The sequence below is a fragment of the Rubritalea spongiae genome (assembly GCF_042652385.1).
GTDB lineage: Bacteria > Verrucomicrobiota > Verrucomicrobiia > Verrucomicrobiales > Akkermansiaceae > Rubritalea > Rubritalea spongiae.
In genome coordinates, this window is the sequence record NZ_JBHSJM010000001.1 from 3,025,827 (window position 1) to 3,045,208 (window position 19,382).

Genomic DNA, 19,382 nt, shown 5'->3' on the forward strand with positions numbered 1-19,382 from the left:
AGATTATAGGGCATGGCTATTTCAAAACTACTTATCGGAATGTGTGCAGCGGCCTTTGCCTTCGCTGCGAGCTCTTGTTGTGATACTATCAGTGCTTCTAGCTGCAGCAAGGACTGCGATGTGTGGCCGAAAGTTCAGGATCGTGCAGAATACGGTAATCCATGCCGTTCTAACTAAGGTACGTAGCCCCCCAACGTTTTTGATGGCCTTTCAGTTTAATCGCTGAGAGGCCTTTTATTGTTAGGTGGAGGGACCTGAGGAGGAGGTTGGTGTTCTAGGGGAAATATTCTCGCTTCGCTGGTGATCTGCATGGTGTAACTTTGCTGCTCCATAAAGTGGATGGTATCTGGAGCGTGATGTACCCTGAAGCAGTCCAACCCTGAGTTCCTCGCTGTGCTGGTTAGGAGGGGGCTCATTCCTGAGCGTAGTTTTTAGAAAAAACAAAGGCTTTCAGGGATACTGAAAGCCTTTTGTAAACAAATGGTGCTCGAGGGGGGAATCGAACCCCCACGGCCGCAATGGCCACTAGATCCTTAGTCTAGCGCGTCTACCAATTCCGCCACCCGAGCGAGGTGTTGTTTGGTGTGCGGGGTTTCTACTTGATATCGAGGTAGAGGCAAGAATTTTCTGCATGATTTTTATGAAAATGCTCAAGAGGTGATTCAGGTCGATTGTCGGACCATAAAAAACGCCCAGCACGGGTCGTGCTGAGCGTTTGCTGAAATGATTATGTGGATTGGAGAGTTATCCGAGGACAGCGTTCCAATCAGCGATGCGGTCAGCTTGCGCTTTAAAGAGAGTTGAGGTGTCGCCGTGGATGGTGATGCTTTCAATCTTGTCACCTTGAACGATGGAGTTGATTACGTCTTGGCCTTTGGTTGTTTCACCGAAGACGGTGTGGTTGCCGTCGAGGTGAGGAGTAGGAAGGTGGGTGATGAAGAACTGGGAACCGTTGGTGTTAGGTCCAGCATTCGCCATGGAGAGGATACCTGGCTTGTCGTGTTTACGGATTGCGGGTTTGCATTCGCACTCAAACTTGTAGCCTGGGCCGCCCATGCCGGAACCAGTTGGGTCGCCGCCTTGAATCATGAAGTTGTCGATGACGCGGTGGAACACGATACCATCGTAGAAGCCGCGTGATGCAAGGTTGAGGAAGCTAGCACAAGTAACAGGTGCGTCAGATGGGAAAAGAGTAATGTCGATGTCACCTTTGTTAGTTGTGACGGTGATGTTGATGTCTGCGAGGTCGCTCATAGTGGAAGCAGGCTAGAGTGGGGAGCTGAAAGGATAAAGGAAAAAGGGTGAGGAGTTCATGCTGGGATTGGACGGATATCGAGGATGCGCAGATTATTTTTATCAGCGATCCATGAAATGGCGTAACCGACGCAGACGGTCACTTTGATTGGCTTGGTGGATTTTGAGCTAGACCATAGGAAATCAGCTCCAGCGTCAGGGGAAATTTGGATTTTTCGTAACTTCCTCATGAGGATATCGCGTCGTTGGCCGGTGGCGGGAAGCTGAGTTTGAGCACTGGCGTGGAGGAATACTTTTGAGTGATCGCGCATTTTTACAGTTCGTCGAGGTCTTTCCAAGATTGTTCTAACTGGTCGTTCATTCTACTGCGCAATGTTTCGAAGTAATTCGAGTCATTGACTAATTCAAGGTGGGTTAGAAAGATGCCTAGCTCGCTGCGTTGATCGTGTGGTAGCTGGCGGATGGCTTCTTTAATGGCGTTTAACTCCATGTCGGTAGAGTAGTGTCAGGCGGAGCTTTTGAGCAAGGAGCATTTAGGTTGGAAGCTGGGAGTTTTCTCTGCTTGTGGTGGTGGGAAGAGCTGATACATAGAGGCAAGTGGAGAAATATAAAGAGAGTTACTGGACGATCTGTCCACAGTGTCAGGGGCGTGGTAGAAAAAGTAGAAGGCTCTCCAAAAAGGCGAAGCGGCTGTATCAGAACGCTCTGACTGCGTTTGAAAAAAATGGGAGTGAAGGGAATGCCCCGCTTCCTCCTAAAAGGCATCTTGATGCCTGTGTTACTTGCGGTGGCTCTGGCTTGATGCGTACAGATACTCCCACTCCAATGGATAAGGAGCGTTACCCGCGCGTTGCGATTATTGGTGGCGGTATTGGTGGAATAGCGATGGCTGTTGCCTGTTTGCACAGAGGCATTCCATTTGATCTCTATGAACGCGATGGTGGTTTTGACGAACGCTCTCAAGGCTATGGATTGACTCTTCAGCAGGCGAGTAAGGCGATTGAAGGATTGGGCATTTTCGAATTAGAAGGTGGCGTGGTTTCCACTCGCCATGTGGTGCACACTACTGAAGGTAGAGTGGTGGGTGAGTGGGGGATTAGAAAGTGGGGGCGCTCAGATGATAGAAGCTTGCCTAAGCGCACAAATATTCACATTGCTAGACAATCGTTGAGAGCTGAGCTCTTGAAGCAGCTTGGAAGTGAGGAATCGATTCGTTGGGGACATCAATTAGTTGCTTTAAATGAAGGTGATAATAGTGGGGTGGATTTAACATTTAAAGTTGGAGAAAAGATTAAAACTGCAAAAGCCGATTTGGTAGTTGGAGCTGATGGGATTCGAAGTTCGGTGCGTAGGTTGGTACTGGGAGAAGAGGTGTCTCCTTTACGCTATCTTGGCTGTATTGTTATTCTTGGAATTTGTCCTTTGGAAAACCTCGAGGGCTTGGAAAATAAATTGTTAGATTCGGCGACTGTGTTTCAGACTGCGAATGGCAATGAACGGATATATATGATGCCCTATGATGCTGATACTGTCATGTGGCAGCTGAGTTTTCCGTTGGCTGAAGAAGAGTCGAAGGAACTCAGTAGTCGCGGAGCGCAAGCGCTGAAAGAAGAAGCGTGCCGCAGGTGTCTATGGCATGAGCCGATTCCACACATTTTAGAGGCAACTGAAGCTTCACATATCTCTGGTTACCCGGTGTATGATCGGGCGTTGCTCACTGCTGATTTGTTAGCAAAAGCGAGAGCTGTTACTTTGATTGGGGATGCGGCTCACCCGATGAGTCCTTTCAAGGGGCAAGGGGCAAATCAAGCCTTACTCGATGCGATGAGCCTAGCGCGTACAATCACCACCCACTATGGTTCTTCCGAGGCAGATGTGGAGGCTTGTTTGCGTGCGTTTGAAGCTGAAATGTTAGGACGCAGTGCAGTAAAGGTGAGAGAGTCCGCAGAAGCTGCAGAGTTTCTCCATTCTGAAATCGCTATTCACGAGAGTGACGAGCCTCGGGGGCGGTGTCGGGGTAAGTGAGATTAACCATCTTAGCGCTTGCGGCATCCAAGAAGATGGTAGCTAGTTACTACTTCAATATAGCGATTAGTGGAGCCATTATTGGCGACATCACTTTGCGAAAGTCCGTCTGTAAAATCGTCTATGACGATAGTAGTTGTGGCGCGAGATTGCTAGAAAATAGAGCTACGGCAAAGAGTGTACTTGAGAGAGACTTTGAAAGCATACAAGTGACGAGATTGAGTGGGGAACTATAGTTTTTTGTCTAATTACTCGCAAAGGTGTTATATTGAATGGGTTATCGTATTATTCCACGTTCGGCGTTGTCTAGGAACTCGATGAGGTGCTGGACGTGTGGATTGCTGGCGCTGTCGGCGATTTTGAGCTCGGCTAAGGACACCGCGATATTGGTATTTTTTTTGAGGAAAAGGCGTTTGTAGGCGCGGCGGAGGTAGGCGATGTCTTGGTCGGTGAAGCCGCGGCGCTGGAGGCCGACTTGATTGATGGAGCGGACGGCGGCGGGTGCGCCATCGACAATAACAAAAGGTGCGACGTCTTGGACGATTTTTGTGCAACCGCCGATGAGGGAGTGGGCGCCAAGTCGGCAGAATTGGTGGACGCCGGAGAGTCCAGAGATGATAACGTAGTCTTCGACGATGACGTGGCCGCCGATAGTGGCATTGTTTGAAAAGATACAATGATTGCCGACAACGCAGTCGTGAGCGACGTGGGAATAGGCGAGGAAGTTATTGTTATCGCCAATGGTAGTGGGAGTGTCGGTGACGGTGGAGCGATGGATTGTGACGTTTTCGCGGAAGGTATTTCGATTGCCTATTTTTAGATAAGTCGGGTCCCCTTTAAATTTGAGATCTTGAGTTTGCTGGCCGATAGCAGCGAATGGGAAGAAGACGTTTTCTTCGCCGATGTTGGTGATGCCGTCGATAACGACGTGTGACTTAAGTTCACATCGATCGCCGATGGTGACGTTGTCGCCAATGACGCAGTATGGGCCGATGGTCACATCGTTGCCGATGGTGGCCTTTTCAGAAATAATGGCTGTTGGGTGAACCATGAGCTAAGAAGAACGGAAAATGCAGAAAGGATAAAGATTTTTCTAACGCAGCATCATGGCAGCTTTTTTGACTGCTTGAATGAAGAGTTCGACTTCTTGCTCGGTGTTGTATATGGCGAAAGAGGCTCGGGTGGTGCCGGTGATGCCAAAGCGCTGCATGAGAGGTTGGCAGCAATGGTGGCCGGTGCGGACGCCAACTCCCATTTGGTCCATGAGAGTTCCAAGGTCGTAGTGGTGGACGCCTTCGATGCCGAAGGAGAGGACAGAGGCTTTATTAGCTGCTGTGCCGTAGAGTTTGATTCCCTCAATTTCAGAAATGGCTGCGGTGGCGAGTGTGAGGAGTTTGTCTTCGTGTGACGCGATGGTGGCGAGGCCGATGTCTTTCATCCATTTGAGTGCTTCGGCGAGAGCGATACCGCCTTCGATGTTTGGGGTTCCGGCTTCGTATTTGAAGGGAAGGTCGTTGTAGGTGGTTTTTGCGAAGGTGACTTCTTTGATCATTTCGCCACCACCGCGCCACGGTGGGAGCATTTCAAGAAGTTCGGTTTTGCCCCAGAGAATGCCGATGCCGGTGGGGGCGTAGGTTTTGTGGCCTGAGAAAACGAAGAAGTCGCAGCCGATTTCTTGGAGATCGATTGCCATGTGTGGAGTGGATTGGGCTCCATCGATGAGGGTCCAGGCTCCGACAGCTTTCGCTTTGGCTATGAGTTCGCGGATGGGGTTAATGGTTCCGAGAGCATTGGAGACTTGGTTGACGGCGACGAGCTTGGTTTTGTCGGTCAACAGACTGTCGATTTCACTGAGGTCCCATTCGCCTGAGTCGGTGATCGGAATGACATCGAGTTGCGCGCCTGTGCGCTGGCAGAGCATTTGCCAAGGGACGATGTTTGAGTGGTGCTCGAGTCCAGAAATGAGTATGTGGTCGTCCGAGGTGATTTTTCCTGAGAGAGCGAGGGTGTCGGCGACGAGGTTGATGCCATCGGTGGTGCCAGATGTGAAGATGACTTCATGCTCGTGCGGGGCATTGAGGTATTCAGCGATGTAGCTGCGGGCAGTTTCGTGGGCATCGGTTGCTTTACGCGAGAGATAGTGGACGCCGCGGTGGATGTTGGCGTTGATGTCTGAGTAGTAACGCTGAGAGACATCGAGCACGCACTGTGGCTTTTGTACGGTGGCCGCATTATCGAGATAGACGAGCGGTCTGCCGTTGATCTCTTGGTGGAGAATTGGAAATTGGTCGCGGATGTCAGCGTTCATGGTGTCAAATTAGTCTTCCTCGAAAATGTCACGTGCCGCGAGTTGGGCGACAGTGTCTTTATTTAGGATAAAGTAGCCAGATGAGTTGCTCGCTTTGGCATAGAAGAATGCGTTATTTTCTGAGCGGGTGGCTGGGGCGATTTCGAGTGTGTTGGTTGTCTTGTCGGCTGGGAGGCCTTCATTGTCAAATTCTTGGACAGTGATTGAAATTGTCAGAATTGGATTTTCGAGAGCTTGTTGAGCTTGCGCATTGTGTGGGCTGAGTCGCTGCTGTGCGACAAGATGATGGTTCTCGTTGAGGAAGAACTTGGCGCGTTGTGGGTTGAGTTTCTGAGTGACGTCTTGGTCGCCGAAGGTAGCTGTGAAGGAGTCATCGAGGTAGTCGTAGGTGATTGCGAGCTCGGGTTGTCCCTCGGTTTGTGCCGTAAAACCGACGATGTCGATGACCGGAAGAGTCCAGATTTCTTTCGGCTGCCAGTCCCACGAGCGGGTCGGGATGTCAGAAATAAGTTCTCCGGTAACTTCCCAAACGATGGGAGAGTCACGCAGGTTGGCGAAGTATTGGTCTTGAGGAATGCCGTCGGGGCCGTTTTGGGTGACTTTGCCGAAACGAAGTTGGATCGGTGGGCCGTAGAAGAACACGAAGTCGATGACGACAGTCGGTTGATCTAGTCCGAATGGGGAGAAATCGGCAGCGGCGTCGCTGGCGAAGTCTTTGACTGGAGTGGTGATGAGCTGTTTGAGTAAGTTCGCGAGGACGCTTTCGTCGATATCTTCTTTTGAGTTATTGTGGCCAAGTAGTTTGTAGCGACCTTTTGGAATGCGTGAAATGAGGACGGGAGCTGATCCTGATGTTGGTGAGCGGACAATAATTCCCCTCAAGTCAGCGCGGTCGGTTTCATTGAGGTGGAGCATGGTCCGAGACCGTAAGCTATTGATGGAGTCAGGAAGCTGAGTAATGTGGTTTGAGACTTTAGGGGTGGCGATGAGAGGGAGTTCGAAGACGACATCACGATTGCTCACAGTTGCGTAGGTGCTGCCGGCATTTTCAGCAGGAGGGTAGACGGTTAAAGTGGTTTCTTCGTCAGAACCGAAATTTGAGATAGAAATTTTTTGGAGCTCCTCGGAGGCTTCAGGGAGTGCGACCTGGGCAGTGGAATGCAGCGCGATGGCTTCGAGTTTGGAGAGGTTGACAAGGTAGGAAATGACAGCCTCTGGATCGGTTTTTAGTTCGAGGGGTTTGGTAAGTAACCAGCTGGCGTCAGGAGCTCGACGCTCAAGTACGATTTCCGTTTTACTGCGTACGAGTCGGACTTGTCGGAGTTTGTTGATGTTGAGTGCAAAGGGCCGGTGATCGCGGAAGTTTTTGAACTCGGTGTTGAAAAGTTTGCGGATGTTTCCGGTGAAATCCGTGCAGAGATAGATATGTTTATCGTTTTCTTCATCTGTGCGGCGCAGATAGACAGTGGGGACGTAGATGTCTTCTTTTCCCTCGATTTTTTTGTGCCATGCCGAAGCTTTTCCCACTTCGAATTCGGCAATGATGTCGCCGAGGCTGTTGCGGCATTCGAAAGAGATAGCGTCCTGATCAAAGCCGTATTTAGGGAGTTCCTTTTTAGCCACCGAAAGTGATTCGACGACTTCCGCATTGAGAGCAAATTTGATTGCTAGTTCGACTGCTTTTGGACCGTCAGCTCGGTCGCGCCAAGGTGTTATACCATTCCAGAGTCCCGTTTTTTTGTTGTAGATGAAATGGTGTTCCGGTGTGCCTTGTTTGTTGAGGCGGAGGTCGCTGGTAGTTGTGAGATCTGCTTGAAAAAGCTTTTGACCTTGTTGGATCGTCGTTTGGGATTGGAGTTCCTTAGCTAGGTCGATGCGCCCACACTGGATGAGTGAGAGGACAGCGAGCGCGGCGGTGCTCAAGACTAGAAAAATGGTGACGAAAATCTTCACAGAAACTAGGTTCGGCGGCTATTCCAAATGATGAGAGCGATGAGCAAGCTGGCGATCGGGAGGTAGATGAGAATGAACTGATCGATGAGTGACTTATGTGAGGACTCGATGGTGATTTTCTTGCGGTAGACTGGTTTGGGGTCGATGCCGATGAGGGCGTCGCGGCCGACGAGCCAGTTGATCGATGAGTTAATAAAATAGTTGAGCTCTTCGCGCATGTTGGCGGGCTGTAGGAAGTCAGTATTTGCCACAACGATCATCCGCGAGGTGAGCGGGTTGGTTTTGTCGTCATTTTCGATTCCACGCACAACGGCAGCTGCGATGTGGACTGGTGTTGGATTAGGGGAATTAGGGATGACTCCTTGGTCTTCCTTCGGGTTGAAACTCGGGTTGAGCTCGTCGTATCTGGATTCTCCCCACCAGCCGTCTGAGGCTTGGATGAGTGAAAATGGAGTGATGTTGCGGATGGTGAGTCGGTCATTCTCGGTGAGTACTTCGAGGCCAGATGATGGACCGTCGAGTTGAGTCGCTTGGTGGGCGAGCCCTTTATTGATCACTGGGCCTTGGGCGAAAAATGCGCGGGCTGCGGTGAGCGTGTTGCCATTTTGGACGGAAATGACTCGATTATCCTGTGGAGAAATCCCGTAATCGCGGAGGAAGCGTTTGAAATTTTTGAGCTTAGCAGCTGGGTCGAGGGTAATAAAGACGGCGGAAGAAGGGCGGCCCCAGTAGTCTTCAAGTATGCCGATTTCTTTTTGGTCAAAATCAAAGGCAGGTCCGATGATGGCAATGCCTTCAGCGTCGTCAGGGATTTTATCAATGGTAGAAATTTGTAGTGGTTGGAGCTCGACGTTTTGAGCGCGAAGCATGTTCTGGAAGGTTTTCCAAGCGGGGGTGCTGTTGCTGCGTTCATCGATTCTCGCTTTGTCTACAATGAAGTAGAATCGGCGTGGTGTTCCTTCGATTGCACTGATGAGGTTCGAGGTGAGGTAAGCTTCGTCATTCCATGCAGAGATAAACTTTTTATTGAAGCGATCGATTTCTTCAATGAAGAGGTCTTTTACAGGAATGGTGCGGATGTGTTTGGTAAGCTGAATTTGCTCTTCTTCTTCAGTGGTTTCGGCTTGTGGGAGTGAGTTTCTGGCGTCAATGAGAATGGTTTCCTCAGAGAGGTTAGTCATTTCCCGTTTGTAGGTGTTGACGAAATCCTGCAGTCGATCGACATCGAGTTTTGGATCGATGAATTCGAGTTGGATGTTGTTGTCGGAATGACGTTGATAGTTTTCTAACTGTGCGCGGAGGCGAAGATAATAGGGACTTTGTTGGTAGAGTACGGCGACGATTTTGATGGGCATTTGGCGCACTTTGACCTCGGGGCTTTCGAGGTATTGTTTAGTCGTCTGAGAGAGTGTGAAATCTTCATAACGTGTGAGATCGACACGTTGGTGATTGGTACAGGAAAGGAAATTCAGCATTACTACTGAGAGCATTGCGAGTGCAAGCTGAACGATCGCAAGCGTGCCGATGCCAAAACGGTTGATCGCTTTGACCTTCACGCGTGGAGTGTCATCGAGCTCCTCTGGTGTGGATGATTCTTCAGCCATGGTTGCTTAGTGTTTCCAGCGTCTATAATCGACGAGGTGGTGGGTCAAAATAAGGGTGAAAAATGAGAGTGAGAAATAGAGAACGATGGGTCGGATATCGATGAGACCTCTTGAAAAGTAGGAAAGGTGTTCGTGAACAGAAATGTAGTGGAATATTGGAGCTCCTTGGAAGGTGTCACCAACAATCATTGGGACGAAGCCGAGGAAGACTACAAATACGAGGGCGCCGAAAGTCATGATGGCAGCTACGATCTGGCTTGAGGTGAGGGCTGAAGCGAGAATTCCAACGGCGACGAAGAAGGAGCCAATGAGCAGCAAGATTCCAAATGATCCGTACATTTCCGAAGGGGTGACGGGCGCGGGGCTTCCTGTGATGATGGAGAAAATCTGGATGTGAAGGAACACTGGGATCCAGAGGACTGCGTAAAATGTGTAGGAGCTGAGGTATTTAGAGAAGACGACCTGCCAAGTGGTGACAGGTGCAGTCATGAGGCTTTCGAGGGTGCCGCTGCGTTCTTCCTCAGCAAACTGCTTCATGGTGATGAGGGGGAAGATGAAAATGAAGTAGACCCAGAAGAGCGGAGTGGAAAGGCAGGAGTGAAGCATGCTGGCCTGTACTGGGGCTTTTTCATACTGCTCAAGGACAGATGAAAGAGAAAGTCCTTGTAAGAGCATGATGAATGCGAGCACGATCCAACCGAATGGCGTCATTAGGAAGTGCTTTAGCTCTTTTTTATAAAGAATGTATAGGGTGCGCATATGATGGTGGACTGGCAGAGTTGGTAGTTGGAAAAGCATAGCTTTCCAAGCATCAAGTTAGTTGAAATGGCGCAGCCGGATAACAAAAAGGGCATCCTCGTGAAAGGATGCCCGAAATAGGTAGACCTGAATTAGGTTAATTATGCTTCAGTAGCGCGAGCTTCTTTAGCTGCAGCTGCAGCTGCGTCTTGTGTAGGGCTAGTGTAGCGGAAGCGCTGGCGGTTGCGCTTAGAAGCTGTGCGAGCTTTACGCTGTGCACGCTGTACTGGTGTTTCAAATGCACGACGACGGCGCATTTCTTCGAGGATTCCCTCGTTATCGAGAAGAGATTTGAGGCGCTTAAGTGCGCGATCTACTGGCTCACCTTTGTTGATTGTTACTCCACGCATGGTATATATAGAAAATTGGTTAGTTAAATTCAGGTCGGGCGCGGAAGCTAGGAATCTTTGGCCAATCTGTCAAGCTTGGGAGTGAGAAATATTTAAATCTGTTGAGCTGGCTCAGCAATTTGGTGTTTTTGCAGCCGGCGGTGTGCGAGTTTTAATACGGTGAGCATGACGAGTGCGCCGCAGAGTGTGCCAGAGAAGTCTGCGAGCCAGTCTCCTGGATCATTGCCTGTTCTACCGGGTGTAAAGCTTTGATGGTATTCATCGAGCATGCCGACGATGGAGCCAACTAAAGTGGTGATCCAGATGCAATGGATCGCGAGCAGTTTGTGGAATTTATGGCGAAGCCATGCACAGAAGAGTCCCGCCCCGCCGAAGAAGAAGCCAAAGTGGGCAATCTTATCGAGGTGGGGAATAGTGGGGAGGTTTTGTGGTGCAGGGTTATTGGAGGAGAGTAACCACAGGGTGATAAACCACAGGGTCCATGCTGCGAACCAGATGATAGGTTGTCGCTGGCAGTGGAGGATAATGGTTTTAATGAGGGATTTTAGTGTTGTCACAAGAGCTTTAGCGTTCGTCTTCAGAGGGTGAGCGATTGAGCTCATCTTCTACGCGTTCGGAGAGCCACTGCTTCATCATGGATTGGTAATTGAGGTAGCGAGATCTGGCGATGCGTTTAATACGAGAGAGCATGCGCGGATCGAAACGGAGGGTGATAGTAGTGGACTCTTTAGTGGAAAGCTCATGGATGGAGCCCATCATGAGTTTGGCATCGAGGTCGTGATCTTTCCAGAAATCCGCTTCTTCCTGTTCGTCTTGGAAATCAGGAATGTCCTTCCAGTCGTGAATAGTCTGCATAGTTATAGAGTGGTTTTTTAGATTATTTGTACTCCGCAAATTTGCGGGCGTAGAAGCGCACTTCTCCTTCAGACATCTCTCTCGCGGCAAAGATTCGTGCTTTTTTGCCGTCGGTAGAAAAGGATAGGAAGAGGTGGCGGTCGGCAACGGTGCGGCCGAGCATATAGTAACGCGATTCGCCGTCGGAGCGATCATTGTCGGGCAGGAGACGGATCGAAAAGGGGTCTTCTAGGACTTCTTCGATTTCCTGCGGAGGGAATTCTTTAAGGTTGATTTTGGTATTTATGAGGTCGAGTTCCATGATGCGGTAGTTCTGACTGTCACTATTTGAGAGGAAATGGCAATCGAATTGAGTGACGATATTTGTGCGGCAGCTGAAGAAGCTTTAGCTTGGTAAATGAAGTTGAATGTTAAGTATTAATATAATTCATGCGTGAGATGACGATAGCTGTGAGAAATGTGTCTGGAATTGGTAGCCAGAGATTGATTCACCTTGACCGTTCTGTGTCATAGAACTAGAAGGCGCCTGTTACGCCATGAAGGCGTTCAGAGTCATGAATATTCACGAGTATCAAGCTAAAGAGCTGTTCGAGAAGTTCGGCGTGCCAAGCCCTAAGGGGATTGTTGCTAGCACAGCTGAAGAAGCTGGTGCTGCTGCCAAAGAAATTGGTGGTGGTGACCTTGTAGTCAAAGCCCAGGTTCACGCAGGTGGCCGTGGTAAGGGAACTTTTAAAAATGGTTTCCAGGGGGGGGTTCACCTCTCTGATTCCCCAGAAAAAATCCAAGAACTCGCTGGGCAGATGCTCGGACAAGTTCTTGTGACGCATCAAACTGGTGAAGCTGGTCGTCTTGTTAACAAGGTGATGGTTGCTGAGGGTGTAGAAATCGAGCGCGAACTTTACCTCGCAATCCTTCTCGATCGTGAAACTTCACGTCCAGTGATTGTTGCTTCCACAGAAGGCGGCATGGATATTGAAGAGGTTGCTGAGAAGACTCCAGAGAAATTGGTTCGCCAGTTCGTTCACCCACTCGCAGGTCTTCAGCCATACGAAGTACGTAAACTTGCTGCAGCTCTCAAGCTCTCAGGTGACCAAGCGAAGCAATTCTCTAAGCTTGTGAAAAACCTTTTCAAACTCTTCCTCGAGTGTGACTGTGATATGGTGGAAATCAACCCACTGGTGGTTACTCCAGCTGGCGACGTACTCGCTCTCGATGCTAAGTTCGGCTTTGACGATAACGCGCTTTATCGTCATCCAGATATCGTCGCAATGCGTGACACAACTGAAGAAGATCCACGTGAAGTGGAAGCTTCTGAGTTCGATCTCAACTACATCGGTCTCGACGGCAACATCGCGTGTCTGGTGAACGGTGCAGGTCTTGCAATGGCGACTATGGACATCATCAAGCACTTCGGTGGTGACCCAGCAAACTTCCTCGACGTAGGGGGTGGCGCAACTAAGGAACAGGTTTCTGCAGCGTTCAAGATCATCCTTTCCGACCCTAAGGTCGAAGGTATCCTTGTAAACATTTTCGGTGGTATCATGCAGTGTGACATTATTGCAGAAGGCATCCTCGCAGCAGCAGCTGAGCTCGAGCTTAAGATCCCGCTCGTTGTTCGTCTTGAAGGAACAAACGTGGCTCTCGGTAAAGAGCTTATCGCTAACTCTGACCTCGCAGTAATCGCCGCTGATAACCTTAACGATGCCGCTGAGAAGATCGTTGCTGCAGTCAAAGGATAAATCTTAAATTACAAATCTTAAATTTTTAAATCATTATGGCTATTTTAGTAGATGAAAACACCAAGGTGCTCGTTCAGGGTATCACTGGTGGTTTCGGTGGTAAGCACGCACAGCTTTCTATCGACTACGGTACACAAATCGTCGCTGGTGTGACTCCTGGTAAAGGCGGTCAGACTTTCGGTGAGAAGACTCCAATTTATGACACAGTTTCCGACGCAGCAAAGCAGTCCGGAGCTACTGTTTCCGCAATTTTCGTCCCTCCACCATTCGCGGCTGATGCGATCCTTGAAGCTGTTGACGCTGAACTTGATCTTGTTATTGCAATCACTGAGGGAATCCCAGTGGCTGACATGATGCGCGTAAAGGCGGCAATGGAAGGTTCTAAGACGCGTCTTATTGGTCCTAACTGCCCGGGAATCGTTACTCCTGGTCGCGGTGAGAACTCACACGGTGGTTGTCGTATTGGTATCGCTCCAGGTTACATTCACAAGCGTGGTAACGTTGGTGTTGTTTCTCGTTCAGGTACTCTTACTTATGAAGCTGTTTACCAGCTTACTGAGCTCGGTTACGGCCAGTCCACATGTGTAGGTATCGGTGGTGACCCAATCAACGGAACTTCTCACCTCGACGTTCTCAAGATGTTCAATGAAGATCCTGAAACTGAAGCGATCATCATGATCGGTGAAATCGGTGGTAATGCTGAGGCTGAAGCTGCACGTTGGGCTAAGGAAAATTGTTCTAAGCCAATCGCTGGTTTCATCGCTGGTGCTACAGCGCCTCCGGGACGCCGCATGGGCCACGCTGGTGCAATCGTTGGCGGTGCTGACGACACAGCTGAAGCGAAGAAGAAGATTCTTGCAGAGTGCGGGATCGCCGTTTCTGAGACTCCTTCTGAGATGGGCCGCACGCTCGTCGATATGCTCAAGTAAATCTCCCATCACATTCATGTGCTCCTCGTTAGTACGTGAGTGTTAATAATTTTTAAAACGCTCTCACTTCGGTGAGGGTGTTTTTTTTAGATTAGTATTTGAGGTCGAGTGACATCGGATGTAAGGACTCTCCCACACAGAGTTATATAAAGTCGACTTGTAATAATGAGACTTGGATATGTTCTGTCGTGACTACTCCCCGGAACGAACAATTCCCCGTAACAGAAAATGAGGATAATCATCAATGAACGAGAACAAGGAGCAGGACACGCCAGAGGCAAACGAGGACTGGTGGTTTCAATATCTTAGTGAAGACGAGAAGCTGGAACGGCAGCGGGCAGCAGGACTGCTGGAAGAGCAAGCCGAGGTAGAGAACACTTCGGAGCCTCAGTGGAAAGTAGTGGCTAGAACTGTGAGGAAGCATGCACCGAAAGCTGCGGCAATAGTTGGGATTGGTTTGGCCGTTACGCATTGGGCGGTGGTGACGGTGAAACTCGGTAACTTACAGAATCAACATCAAGCCACGCTTGAAACACTCGAGAAACGCGAAAGTGAGATTTCGCAAGAAAGGGAGTTTACAGCACAGAAGGAGGAAGCTCTTAACACCGAGAAGGCGCAAGTGGCTGCAAAAGAGAAAGAATTAGCTCTGAATCAAGAGCAGATGCAAAAGCAAGCGGAAGAAGCTGGGAAGGAGCTGTCGGGCTTGAGAGAATCGATCCAGAAGATGGTTGGTTTATCGCAAGAGATATACGCTCTCAAAACAGAAGCGCGTCACGGTGTGTTACTGGATTTAGAGGATGAAAAAGCGCGCGAGCAAGCGATTCAAAAATCGTGGGAGGAGCTTAGCAAAAGTTTGGCTGAAGACGCCGCATTTGAGGGTGAGCGGGCATTAATTAATTTGCGCGTGCTTCAATCGCAGGCTCTGGCTGGTGAAATTGAATTACACGACCTCGGCTCGATTGATTGGGAGGCAGCTGGAATGGAGCAAGAACGAGCGCTAATATTGGCCCGCATTTATTACAAACACGCACGCAATTTAGCTTCTCAGGGGAAACAAGCAGAAGCAGAAGCTTTGGTGGAATCTTGCATAGAGTTGATGCAAAATATGGAGCAAGCTACGGAAGAACATAATTACATCTCGGGGATGTTCTTTGAAGTGAAGGGCGACTTAAAATTGAAAGAAGAACCACGCGTCGCATTGAAGCATTATCTAACTGCAATTAAATTTTTAGACGCAGTGGTGAAAGATGCTCCAGACAGCCGAAAACTACGCACGAAACTAGCTCAGCTCTGTCAGAGCGTGAGTGTTCTGCCCTCGATCGATGGTAAGAGCGCGTGGAGCGAGGAGTTAAAGCAGCAGGCGCGCGAACAGGCTTCATGGCTGGTTGCTCAAGATCCTCAATGCCGCAGCGCGCATTTACTTTTAGCTAAGCTAGACGTCGTCGCTGCGGAGGATTGTCTGCGCGAGAGGAAATTATCGAAAGTGGATGACCTCTTAGGAAGTGCGAAACGTTCGTTGGATCTTGGTGGTGGTGATGTGTTGATTCAATCGTCACTTGATGGAGTGCGAGCATTTTTAGCTTGGGATAAAGGGAATCAGCGCTCAGCGATCGAGTTGATGGATCGTCAGGTTGACGCTTTGAACGGATTGTTAGTAGCTGAGCCTGACAATGTGTCAGCGTACTGTCGTTGTGCTGCTTTATTGTGGGCGCGCAGCATGATGCAGACCAGTACGGTGAAGGCGAGGTCGGATGGAGACAGAGCTTTAGACTTATTGGCTTCGGTGCTCAGCGGTCCGGCATGTTTGCGGTCGGTGTCGGCACGTCGGATGTCGGCTCGAATTTTGTGTGATTTGGCCGAGATTGAAATGCATGCAGGTAGTAAACGTAAGGCGAAAGATTACCTAGTTCGCTCAGAAAAGCTTTGGGCTGAAATACGGAGCCAGTGGGGCTTGTCAGCTGAAGATCGTGAGATGGAGCATTGGTGTGTGTATCAACTCACTCTTTTGTAAAAGAATTGTTCGTGAAATAGCCTCAGGGAAATGTGACTTTTTTATCATTTCCAAGAGACCTGTATCAGTCTTAAGTACAGGCCTCTAACATGAACGACATCACAGGACATATACTCAACGTCTTTTTAGGCTTCTTCGCGATCATGAATCCAGTGGCGAATACGGCGGTATTTGTCGGTTTGACCAGTGAGGAGTCCGATGCTGAAAAGCGTCAGATAGCGATTAAGGCATTATTAGTCGCGTTTTGTATAGTCACTGCCTTTGCGTTGTTAGGAAATGTGATTTTCCATATGTTTGGGATCTCACTTCCTGCGTTGAGGGTAACTGGTGGAATTCTAGTTTTTTTTATTGGCTACAATATGCTCAATGGTGAGCGTTCGAAAATGCACAAGCCACGAGGCGAAGATCATGCTGCGGATGACGGGGTGGCGATTTCACCTTTGGCTGTTCCGATCCTTGCTGGCCCGGGAACGATAGCGACTGCGATTAACTTTTCATCGGCTGGCGGCTGGACTGAGACTGTCATCACCATTGCGATGTTTGCATTATTATGTGTGGTTACTTTCTTTTTCTTCATCGGTAGTCGAAAAGTAGTCTCTACCCTGGGTAAAAGTGGTTTAAATATCGTCACTCGTTTAATGGGTCTTATTTTAGCAGTGATTGGAGTCCAAATGTTGATCGAGGGAATCGTTGGAGCCGCTGTGAATTGGCATAACTACGCTTCATAAAAAAGCACCAAGGCTCGTGTGAGCGATGGTGCTGAAGATGAAATGTGAATTGGTGGTTCTAGCCGTTAGAGTTGAGGTAGATTTCCTCGTAAGGCTGGATGACGACAAAGCCGTCTCCTTCGAATGCCATTTGGAAGGTTTCACCGGAGGCGCGGCCGAAGAAGGATTTAAGTGAGACGTCCGTCTTGATGTTTGGTGAGAGACTGTCACTCCAAGCGATGGTCGCATTGGGGTCGGTGAATACTGGTGAGCCAGGTGTCACGCGGAGGGTGACTGGTTCGTAATGGCTGGTGATAGCAAGAAGACCTGAACCGTTAAAGGTAACATTGAAGAGGCCTCCTTGGGCGAGTCCCGCTACCTTTTTCATCATGGAAATTTTGTGCTTCAAACTGCTTTCAAAGGCTAGCACGTCGTTGCCGTTGACGACAATTCCTTGATTTTCGAGATGGAGGATAGAGATTTTTTTACCAGCGTCAGCGAGATAGACTTGGCCTTGACCTTCGGCATAGGTGAGGCGCATTCCTTCGCCAGATACTGCTTTTTTGAGCAGGTTGCCGACGCCTTGGTCGAGGATTCCCTCGCGTGTGAACTTGACGGAGCCACGGTAGGAAACCATGGAGCCGAGTTTGGTGTTGATGCGTCCGTTGAGATTAATTTCTAACATGCGTGGAGTTTCGAGTTCGAAGACTCCCTCGCCGCGGTCTTTTTGTTCAGTAGCTGCTACGAATTCAGAAAGGCTAAAACGACGTTGTTCCTGTGGAAGCGGTGGTGGTTGTGTCATGTGGGTTGTTCTTTATTTGGAGGTCTCTAACAAAATGCAAAACTCGGGTCAGAGCAATGGGGAAATGCAGCGAGTTTTATAATAGCTTGCGGTAGTTAGAGTACCGGCTGTTGCTGTGAAATACAGTGAATGGCGCCGCCTTCCCAGACGATGTCACGGCAATCGATGCCGATCACTTCTCGCTTGGGGAAGCATTCGCGGAGGATGCCTAGTGCGTGGTCGTCATTTTTGGTTTGGTTGAAGGTGGGGACTAGCACAGCGCCGTTGATTATGAGGAAATTGGCGTAGCTGGCAGGTAGGGTTTCGAGTCGCCAGCCTTTGGTACGAAGTGGCTCAGGCATGGGGAGTTCGATGGTTTCGACATTGGAGCCGCGGGTGGTTTTGAGGTCTTGGAGGATTTCGAGGTTGCGCTGGAGCGTGTGGTAATTCGCGTCTTTACTGTTAGTTTCGACGGCTGAGACGATGGCGTCTTCTTGGACGAAGCGCGTGAGGTCGTCGATGTGGCCATCGGTATCGTCTCCTTCGATTCCAGAGGGGAGCCAGAAAATGTCTTGGACTCCGAGTGCTTTGCGCAGTTCGGTTTCGACATCTGATTTGGTCCACTCTGGATTTCGGTTGGTATTGAGAGCGACGGCTTCGGTAGTGATGAGAGTTCCTGCGCCATTGCCTTCGATGGCTCCACCTTCGAGGTAGAGGGGAGAGCGATACTGTTCAGCACCGAGAGCGGTGGCCATTTGTGCTGCAATTTGATCGTCGAGATCCCATGGAGGGAATTTGCCTCCCCATGCGTTAAAGTGCCAATCGACAGCGCGCAGCTTGTTACTGCTTTTATTGATGGTAATGCTGGCTCCGTGGTCGCGGCACCAGACATCGTTGGTGGCGTGCGGATAGAGCGTTATGTGATCTAGCTCGCAGTGCGACTGAGTGAGTGTTTTACGAATGCTCGAATGGAGGGATTCAGCAGCATTGATGTGCACGGGCTGAAAGCGTGCACAGGTGCTGATGATGTGGGCGAATTGGCGCTGGATCTGCGTTAATTTTTCGGCTGGCCAAGTGTCTTGCCTGTGCGGCCAGCTGAACCAGACTGCGTCTTGTTGCTCCCATTCTGCGGGCCAATGGAGATGTTGATGTTCGGGCATGGGATCAACTGTAAAATGCATTGTGACTGTTAGTCTACGAAGCGCTTGGTGATATCGCTATAGGAATCGATTCGGCGGTCGCGGAAGAATGGCCAAATCCGACGGTGTTGTTCGAGTGCGTCGAGATCGAGCTCAGCGGTGAGGATTTGTTCTTCGTGAACTGGAGCTTTGGCGATGACTTGGCCGTAGTGGTTAGAGATAAATGATTGGCCCCAAAATTCTGTTTCACCTTCGGTTCCCGTGCGGTTGATCGCAACGACGTAGCAGCTGTTTGCCACTGCATGACCGCATTGTACAGCTTGCCAGGCATTGTGCTGGGCTTCACCGAGCTGTTCTTTTTCTTCGGGGAGCCAACCGATGGCGGTAGGGTAAATAAGAATTTCAGCCCCAGCGAGAGCAGTGAGTCGTGCAGCTTCAGGATACCATTGGTCCCAGCAGATCAGCACGCCGATTTTTCCAAATTGTGTGTCCCATGATTTGTAACCTTTGTCGCCAGGAGTGAAGTAGAATTTTTCTTCAAAACCAGGGTCTTGTGGGATGTGCATTTTACGATAATGACCAAGGTAAGAGCCGTCGGCATCGATTACCCAAGCGGTGTTGTGATAGAGTCCGGTGGCTCGTTTTTCGAATCCGCTAGCGACAATCACAACGCCCAGTTCTTTGGCTAAAGCTTGGTGGTTTTCTGTCAATGGCCCAGGGATTGGATCGGCCAGATCAAAATTATCGGTGTCTTGGGTGATACAAAAATATTCTGTCGTAAAAAGCTCTTGGGTGCAGATAATCTGGGCACCTTCGGATGCAGCTTGGCGGATAGCTTTTTCAGTCTTGGCAATGTTCTCAGTTGGCTCAGTGTGAGCGGTGAGTTGAAGCAGAGCGATGCGAGGCATGGCGGCAGTCTATGCTTGGTT

21 protein-coding genes and 1 tRNA gene are annotated in these 19,382 nt (G+C 49.7%); 6 read left to right on the plus strand and 16 right to left on the minus strand.

Annotated features, from left to right (window positions below; translation table 11 throughout):
- Positions 1-12 precede the first annotated feature (12 nt).
- The gene (locus ACFPK9_RS13355) at positions 13-177 is read left to right on the plus strand and encodes a hypothetical protein (RefSeq protein WP_377095414.1); all 165 of its coding nucleotides are present in this window, start codon (positions 13-15) and stop codon (positions 175-177) included.
- A gap of 304 nt (positions 178-481) precedes the next feature.
- Here the strand turns inward: ACFPK9_RS13355 and ACFPK9_RS13360 are convergent.
- The 4 genes from ACFPK9_RS13360 to ACFPK9_RS13375 form a co-directional block, all read right to left on the minus strand.
- A tRNA-Leu gene (locus ACFPK9_RS13360) sits at positions 482-569 on the minus strand.
- Between the two features lie 175 nt (positions 570-744).
- On the minus strand, positions 745-1,254 hold the full coding sequence (locus ACFPK9_RS13365; protein ID WP_377095416.1) for a peptidylprolyl isomerase: 510 nt from the start codon (positions 1,252-1,254) through the stop codon (positions 745-747).
- Positions 1,255-1,310: 56 nt separating this feature from the next.
- Positions 1,311-1,565, minus strand: coding sequence for a hypothetical protein (locus ACFPK9_RS13370; protein ID WP_377095418.1), 255 nt, complete (start codon positions 1,563-1,565; stop codon positions 1,311-1,313).
- A 2-nt stretch (positions 1,566-1,567) separates the two neighbouring features.
- Positions 1,568-1,744 (minus strand): hypothetical protein, encoded by a 177-nt coding sequence (locus ACFPK9_RS13375; RefSeq protein WP_377095420.1) that lies wholly within the window; start codon positions 1,742-1,744, stop codon positions 1,568-1,570.
- A gap of 107 nt (positions 1,745-1,851) precedes the next feature.
- Between ACFPK9_RS13375 and ACFPK9_RS13380 the strand changes: the two genes are divergently transcribed.
- On the plus strand, positions 1,852-3,279 hold the full coding sequence (locus tag ACFPK9_RS13380; RefSeq protein WP_377095422.1) for an FAD-dependent oxidoreductase: 1,428 nt from the start codon (positions 1,852-1,854) through the stop codon (positions 3,277-3,279).
- A gap of 277 nt (positions 3,280-3,556) precedes the next feature.
- Here the strand turns inward: ACFPK9_RS13380 and lpxA are convergent, their stop codons facing one another.
- The 9 genes from lpxA to ACFPK9_RS13425 all read right to left on the minus strand — a co-directional run bounded on the left by lpxA (position 3,557) and on the right by ACFPK9_RS13425 (position 11,448).
- Positions 3,557-4,330 (minus strand): acyl-ACP--UDP-N-acetylglucosamine O-acyltransferase, encoded by a 774-nt coding sequence (gene lpxA, locus ACFPK9_RS13385; protein WP_377095424.1) that lies wholly within the window; start codon positions 4,328-4,330, stop codon positions 3,557-3,559.
- Positions 4,331-4,372: 42 nt separating this feature from the next.
- Positions 4,373-5,587 (minus strand): aminotransferase class V-fold PLP-dependent enzyme, encoded by a 1,215-nt coding sequence (locus tag ACFPK9_RS13390; RefSeq protein WP_377095426.1) that lies wholly within the window; start codon positions 5,585-5,587, stop codon positions 4,373-4,375.
- Between the two features lie 9 nt (positions 5,588-5,596).
- Positions 5,597-7,510 carry a DUF4340 domain-containing protein gene (locus ACFPK9_RS13395; RefSeq protein ID WP_377095428.1) on the minus strand — a complete coding sequence of 638 codons (1,914 nt, stop codon included), beginning with the start codon at positions 7,508-7,510 and terminating at the stop codon, positions 5,597-5,599.
- 35 nt (positions 7,511-7,545) lie between these two features.
- Positions 7,546-9,144 carry a DUF7088 domain-containing protein gene (locus ACFPK9_RS13400; RefSeq protein ID WP_377095430.1) on the minus strand — a complete coding sequence of 533 codons (1,599 nt, stop codon included), beginning with the start codon at positions 9,142-9,144 and terminating at the stop codon, positions 7,546-7,548.
- A gap of 6 nt (positions 9,145-9,150) precedes the next feature.
- A complete protein-coding gene (locus ACFPK9_RS13405; RefSeq protein ID WP_377095432.1) occupies positions 9,151-9,942 on the minus strand; it encodes an ABC transporter permease in 792 nt (263 codons plus the stop codon).
- A gap of 101 nt (positions 9,943-10,043) precedes the next feature.
- On the minus strand, positions 10,044-10,292 hold the full coding sequence (gene rpsU / locus ACFPK9_RS13410; RefSeq protein WP_377095434.1) for a 30S ribosomal protein S21: 249 nt from the start codon (positions 10,290-10,292) through the stop codon (positions 10,044-10,046).
- A 92-nt stretch (positions 10,293-10,384) separates the two neighbouring features.
- Complete coding sequence (locus tag ACFPK9_RS13415) at positions 10,385-10,849, minus strand: VanZ family protein (RefSeq protein ID WP_377095436.1); 465 nt, start codon at positions 10,847-10,849, stop codon at positions 10,385-10,387.
- 7 nt (positions 10,850-10,856) lie between these two features.
- Complete coding sequence (locus tag ACFPK9_RS13420) at positions 10,857-11,147, minus strand: CopG family antitoxin (RefSeq protein WP_377095438.1); 291 nt, start codon at positions 11,145-11,147, stop codon at positions 10,857-10,859.
- Between the two features lie 22 nt (positions 11,148-11,169).
- A complete protein-coding gene (locus ACFPK9_RS13425) occupies positions 11,170-11,448 on the minus strand; it encodes a BrnT family toxin (protein ID WP_377095439.1) in 279 nt (92 codons plus the stop codon).
- Positions 11,449-11,701: 253 nt separating this feature from the next.
- On the opposite strand from ACFPK9_RS13425, the gene sucC reads away from it, so the two are divergent.
- The 4 genes from sucC (at position 11,702) to ACFPK9_RS13445 (ending at position 16,554) form a co-directional block, all read left to right on the plus strand.
- Positions 11,702-12,886: an ADP-forming succinate--CoA ligase subunit beta gene (sucC, locus tag ACFPK9_RS13430; RefSeq protein ID WP_377095441.1), complete on the plus strand. Its 1,185-nt coding sequence runs from the start codon at positions 11,702-11,704 to the stop codon at positions 12,884-12,886.
- A gap of 35 nt (positions 12,887-12,921) precedes the next feature.
- Positions 12,922-13,815, plus strand: a complete 894-nt coding sequence (gene sucD / locus ACFPK9_RS13435) for a succinate--CoA ligase subunit alpha (RefSeq protein ID WP_377095443.1) — start codon at positions 12,922-12,924, stop codon at positions 13,813-13,815.
- Positions 13,816-14,059: 244 nt separating this feature from the next.
- Entirely contained in the window at positions 14,060-15,826 is a 1,767-nt protein-coding gene (locus ACFPK9_RS13440) for a coiled-coil domain-containing protein (protein ID WP_377095445.1), read from the plus strand.
- Between the two features lie 89 nt (positions 15,827-15,915).
- Positions 15,916-16,554 carry a MarC family protein gene (locus ACFPK9_RS13445; protein ID WP_377095447.1) on the plus strand — a complete coding sequence of 213 codons (639 nt, stop codon included), beginning with the start codon at positions 15,916-15,918 and terminating at the stop codon, positions 16,552-16,554.
- Between the two features lie 58 nt (positions 16,555-16,612).
- Here ACFPK9_RS13445 and ACFPK9_RS13450 read toward each other — a convergent pair whose 3' ends face one another.
- From ACFPK9_RS13450 to ACFPK9_RS13460, 3 genes are all read right to left on the minus strand, one after another.
- Complete coding sequence (locus ACFPK9_RS13450; protein WP_377095448.1) at positions 16,613-17,335, minus strand: AIM24 family protein; 723 nt, start codon at positions 17,333-17,335, stop codon at positions 16,613-16,615.
- A gap of 95 nt (positions 17,336-17,430) precedes the next feature.
- Complete coding sequence (locus ACFPK9_RS13455; protein ID WP_377095450.1) at positions 17,431-18,474, minus strand: agmatine deiminase family protein; 1,044 nt, start codon at positions 18,472-18,474, stop codon at positions 17,431-17,433.
- 29 nt (positions 18,475-18,503) lie between these two features.
- Positions 18,504-19,361 (minus strand): carbon-nitrogen hydrolase, encoded by an 858-nt coding sequence (locus ACFPK9_RS13460; protein ID WP_377095452.1) that lies wholly within the window; start codon positions 19,359-19,361, stop codon positions 18,504-18,506.
- Positions 19,362-19,382: the final 21 nt, after the last annotated feature.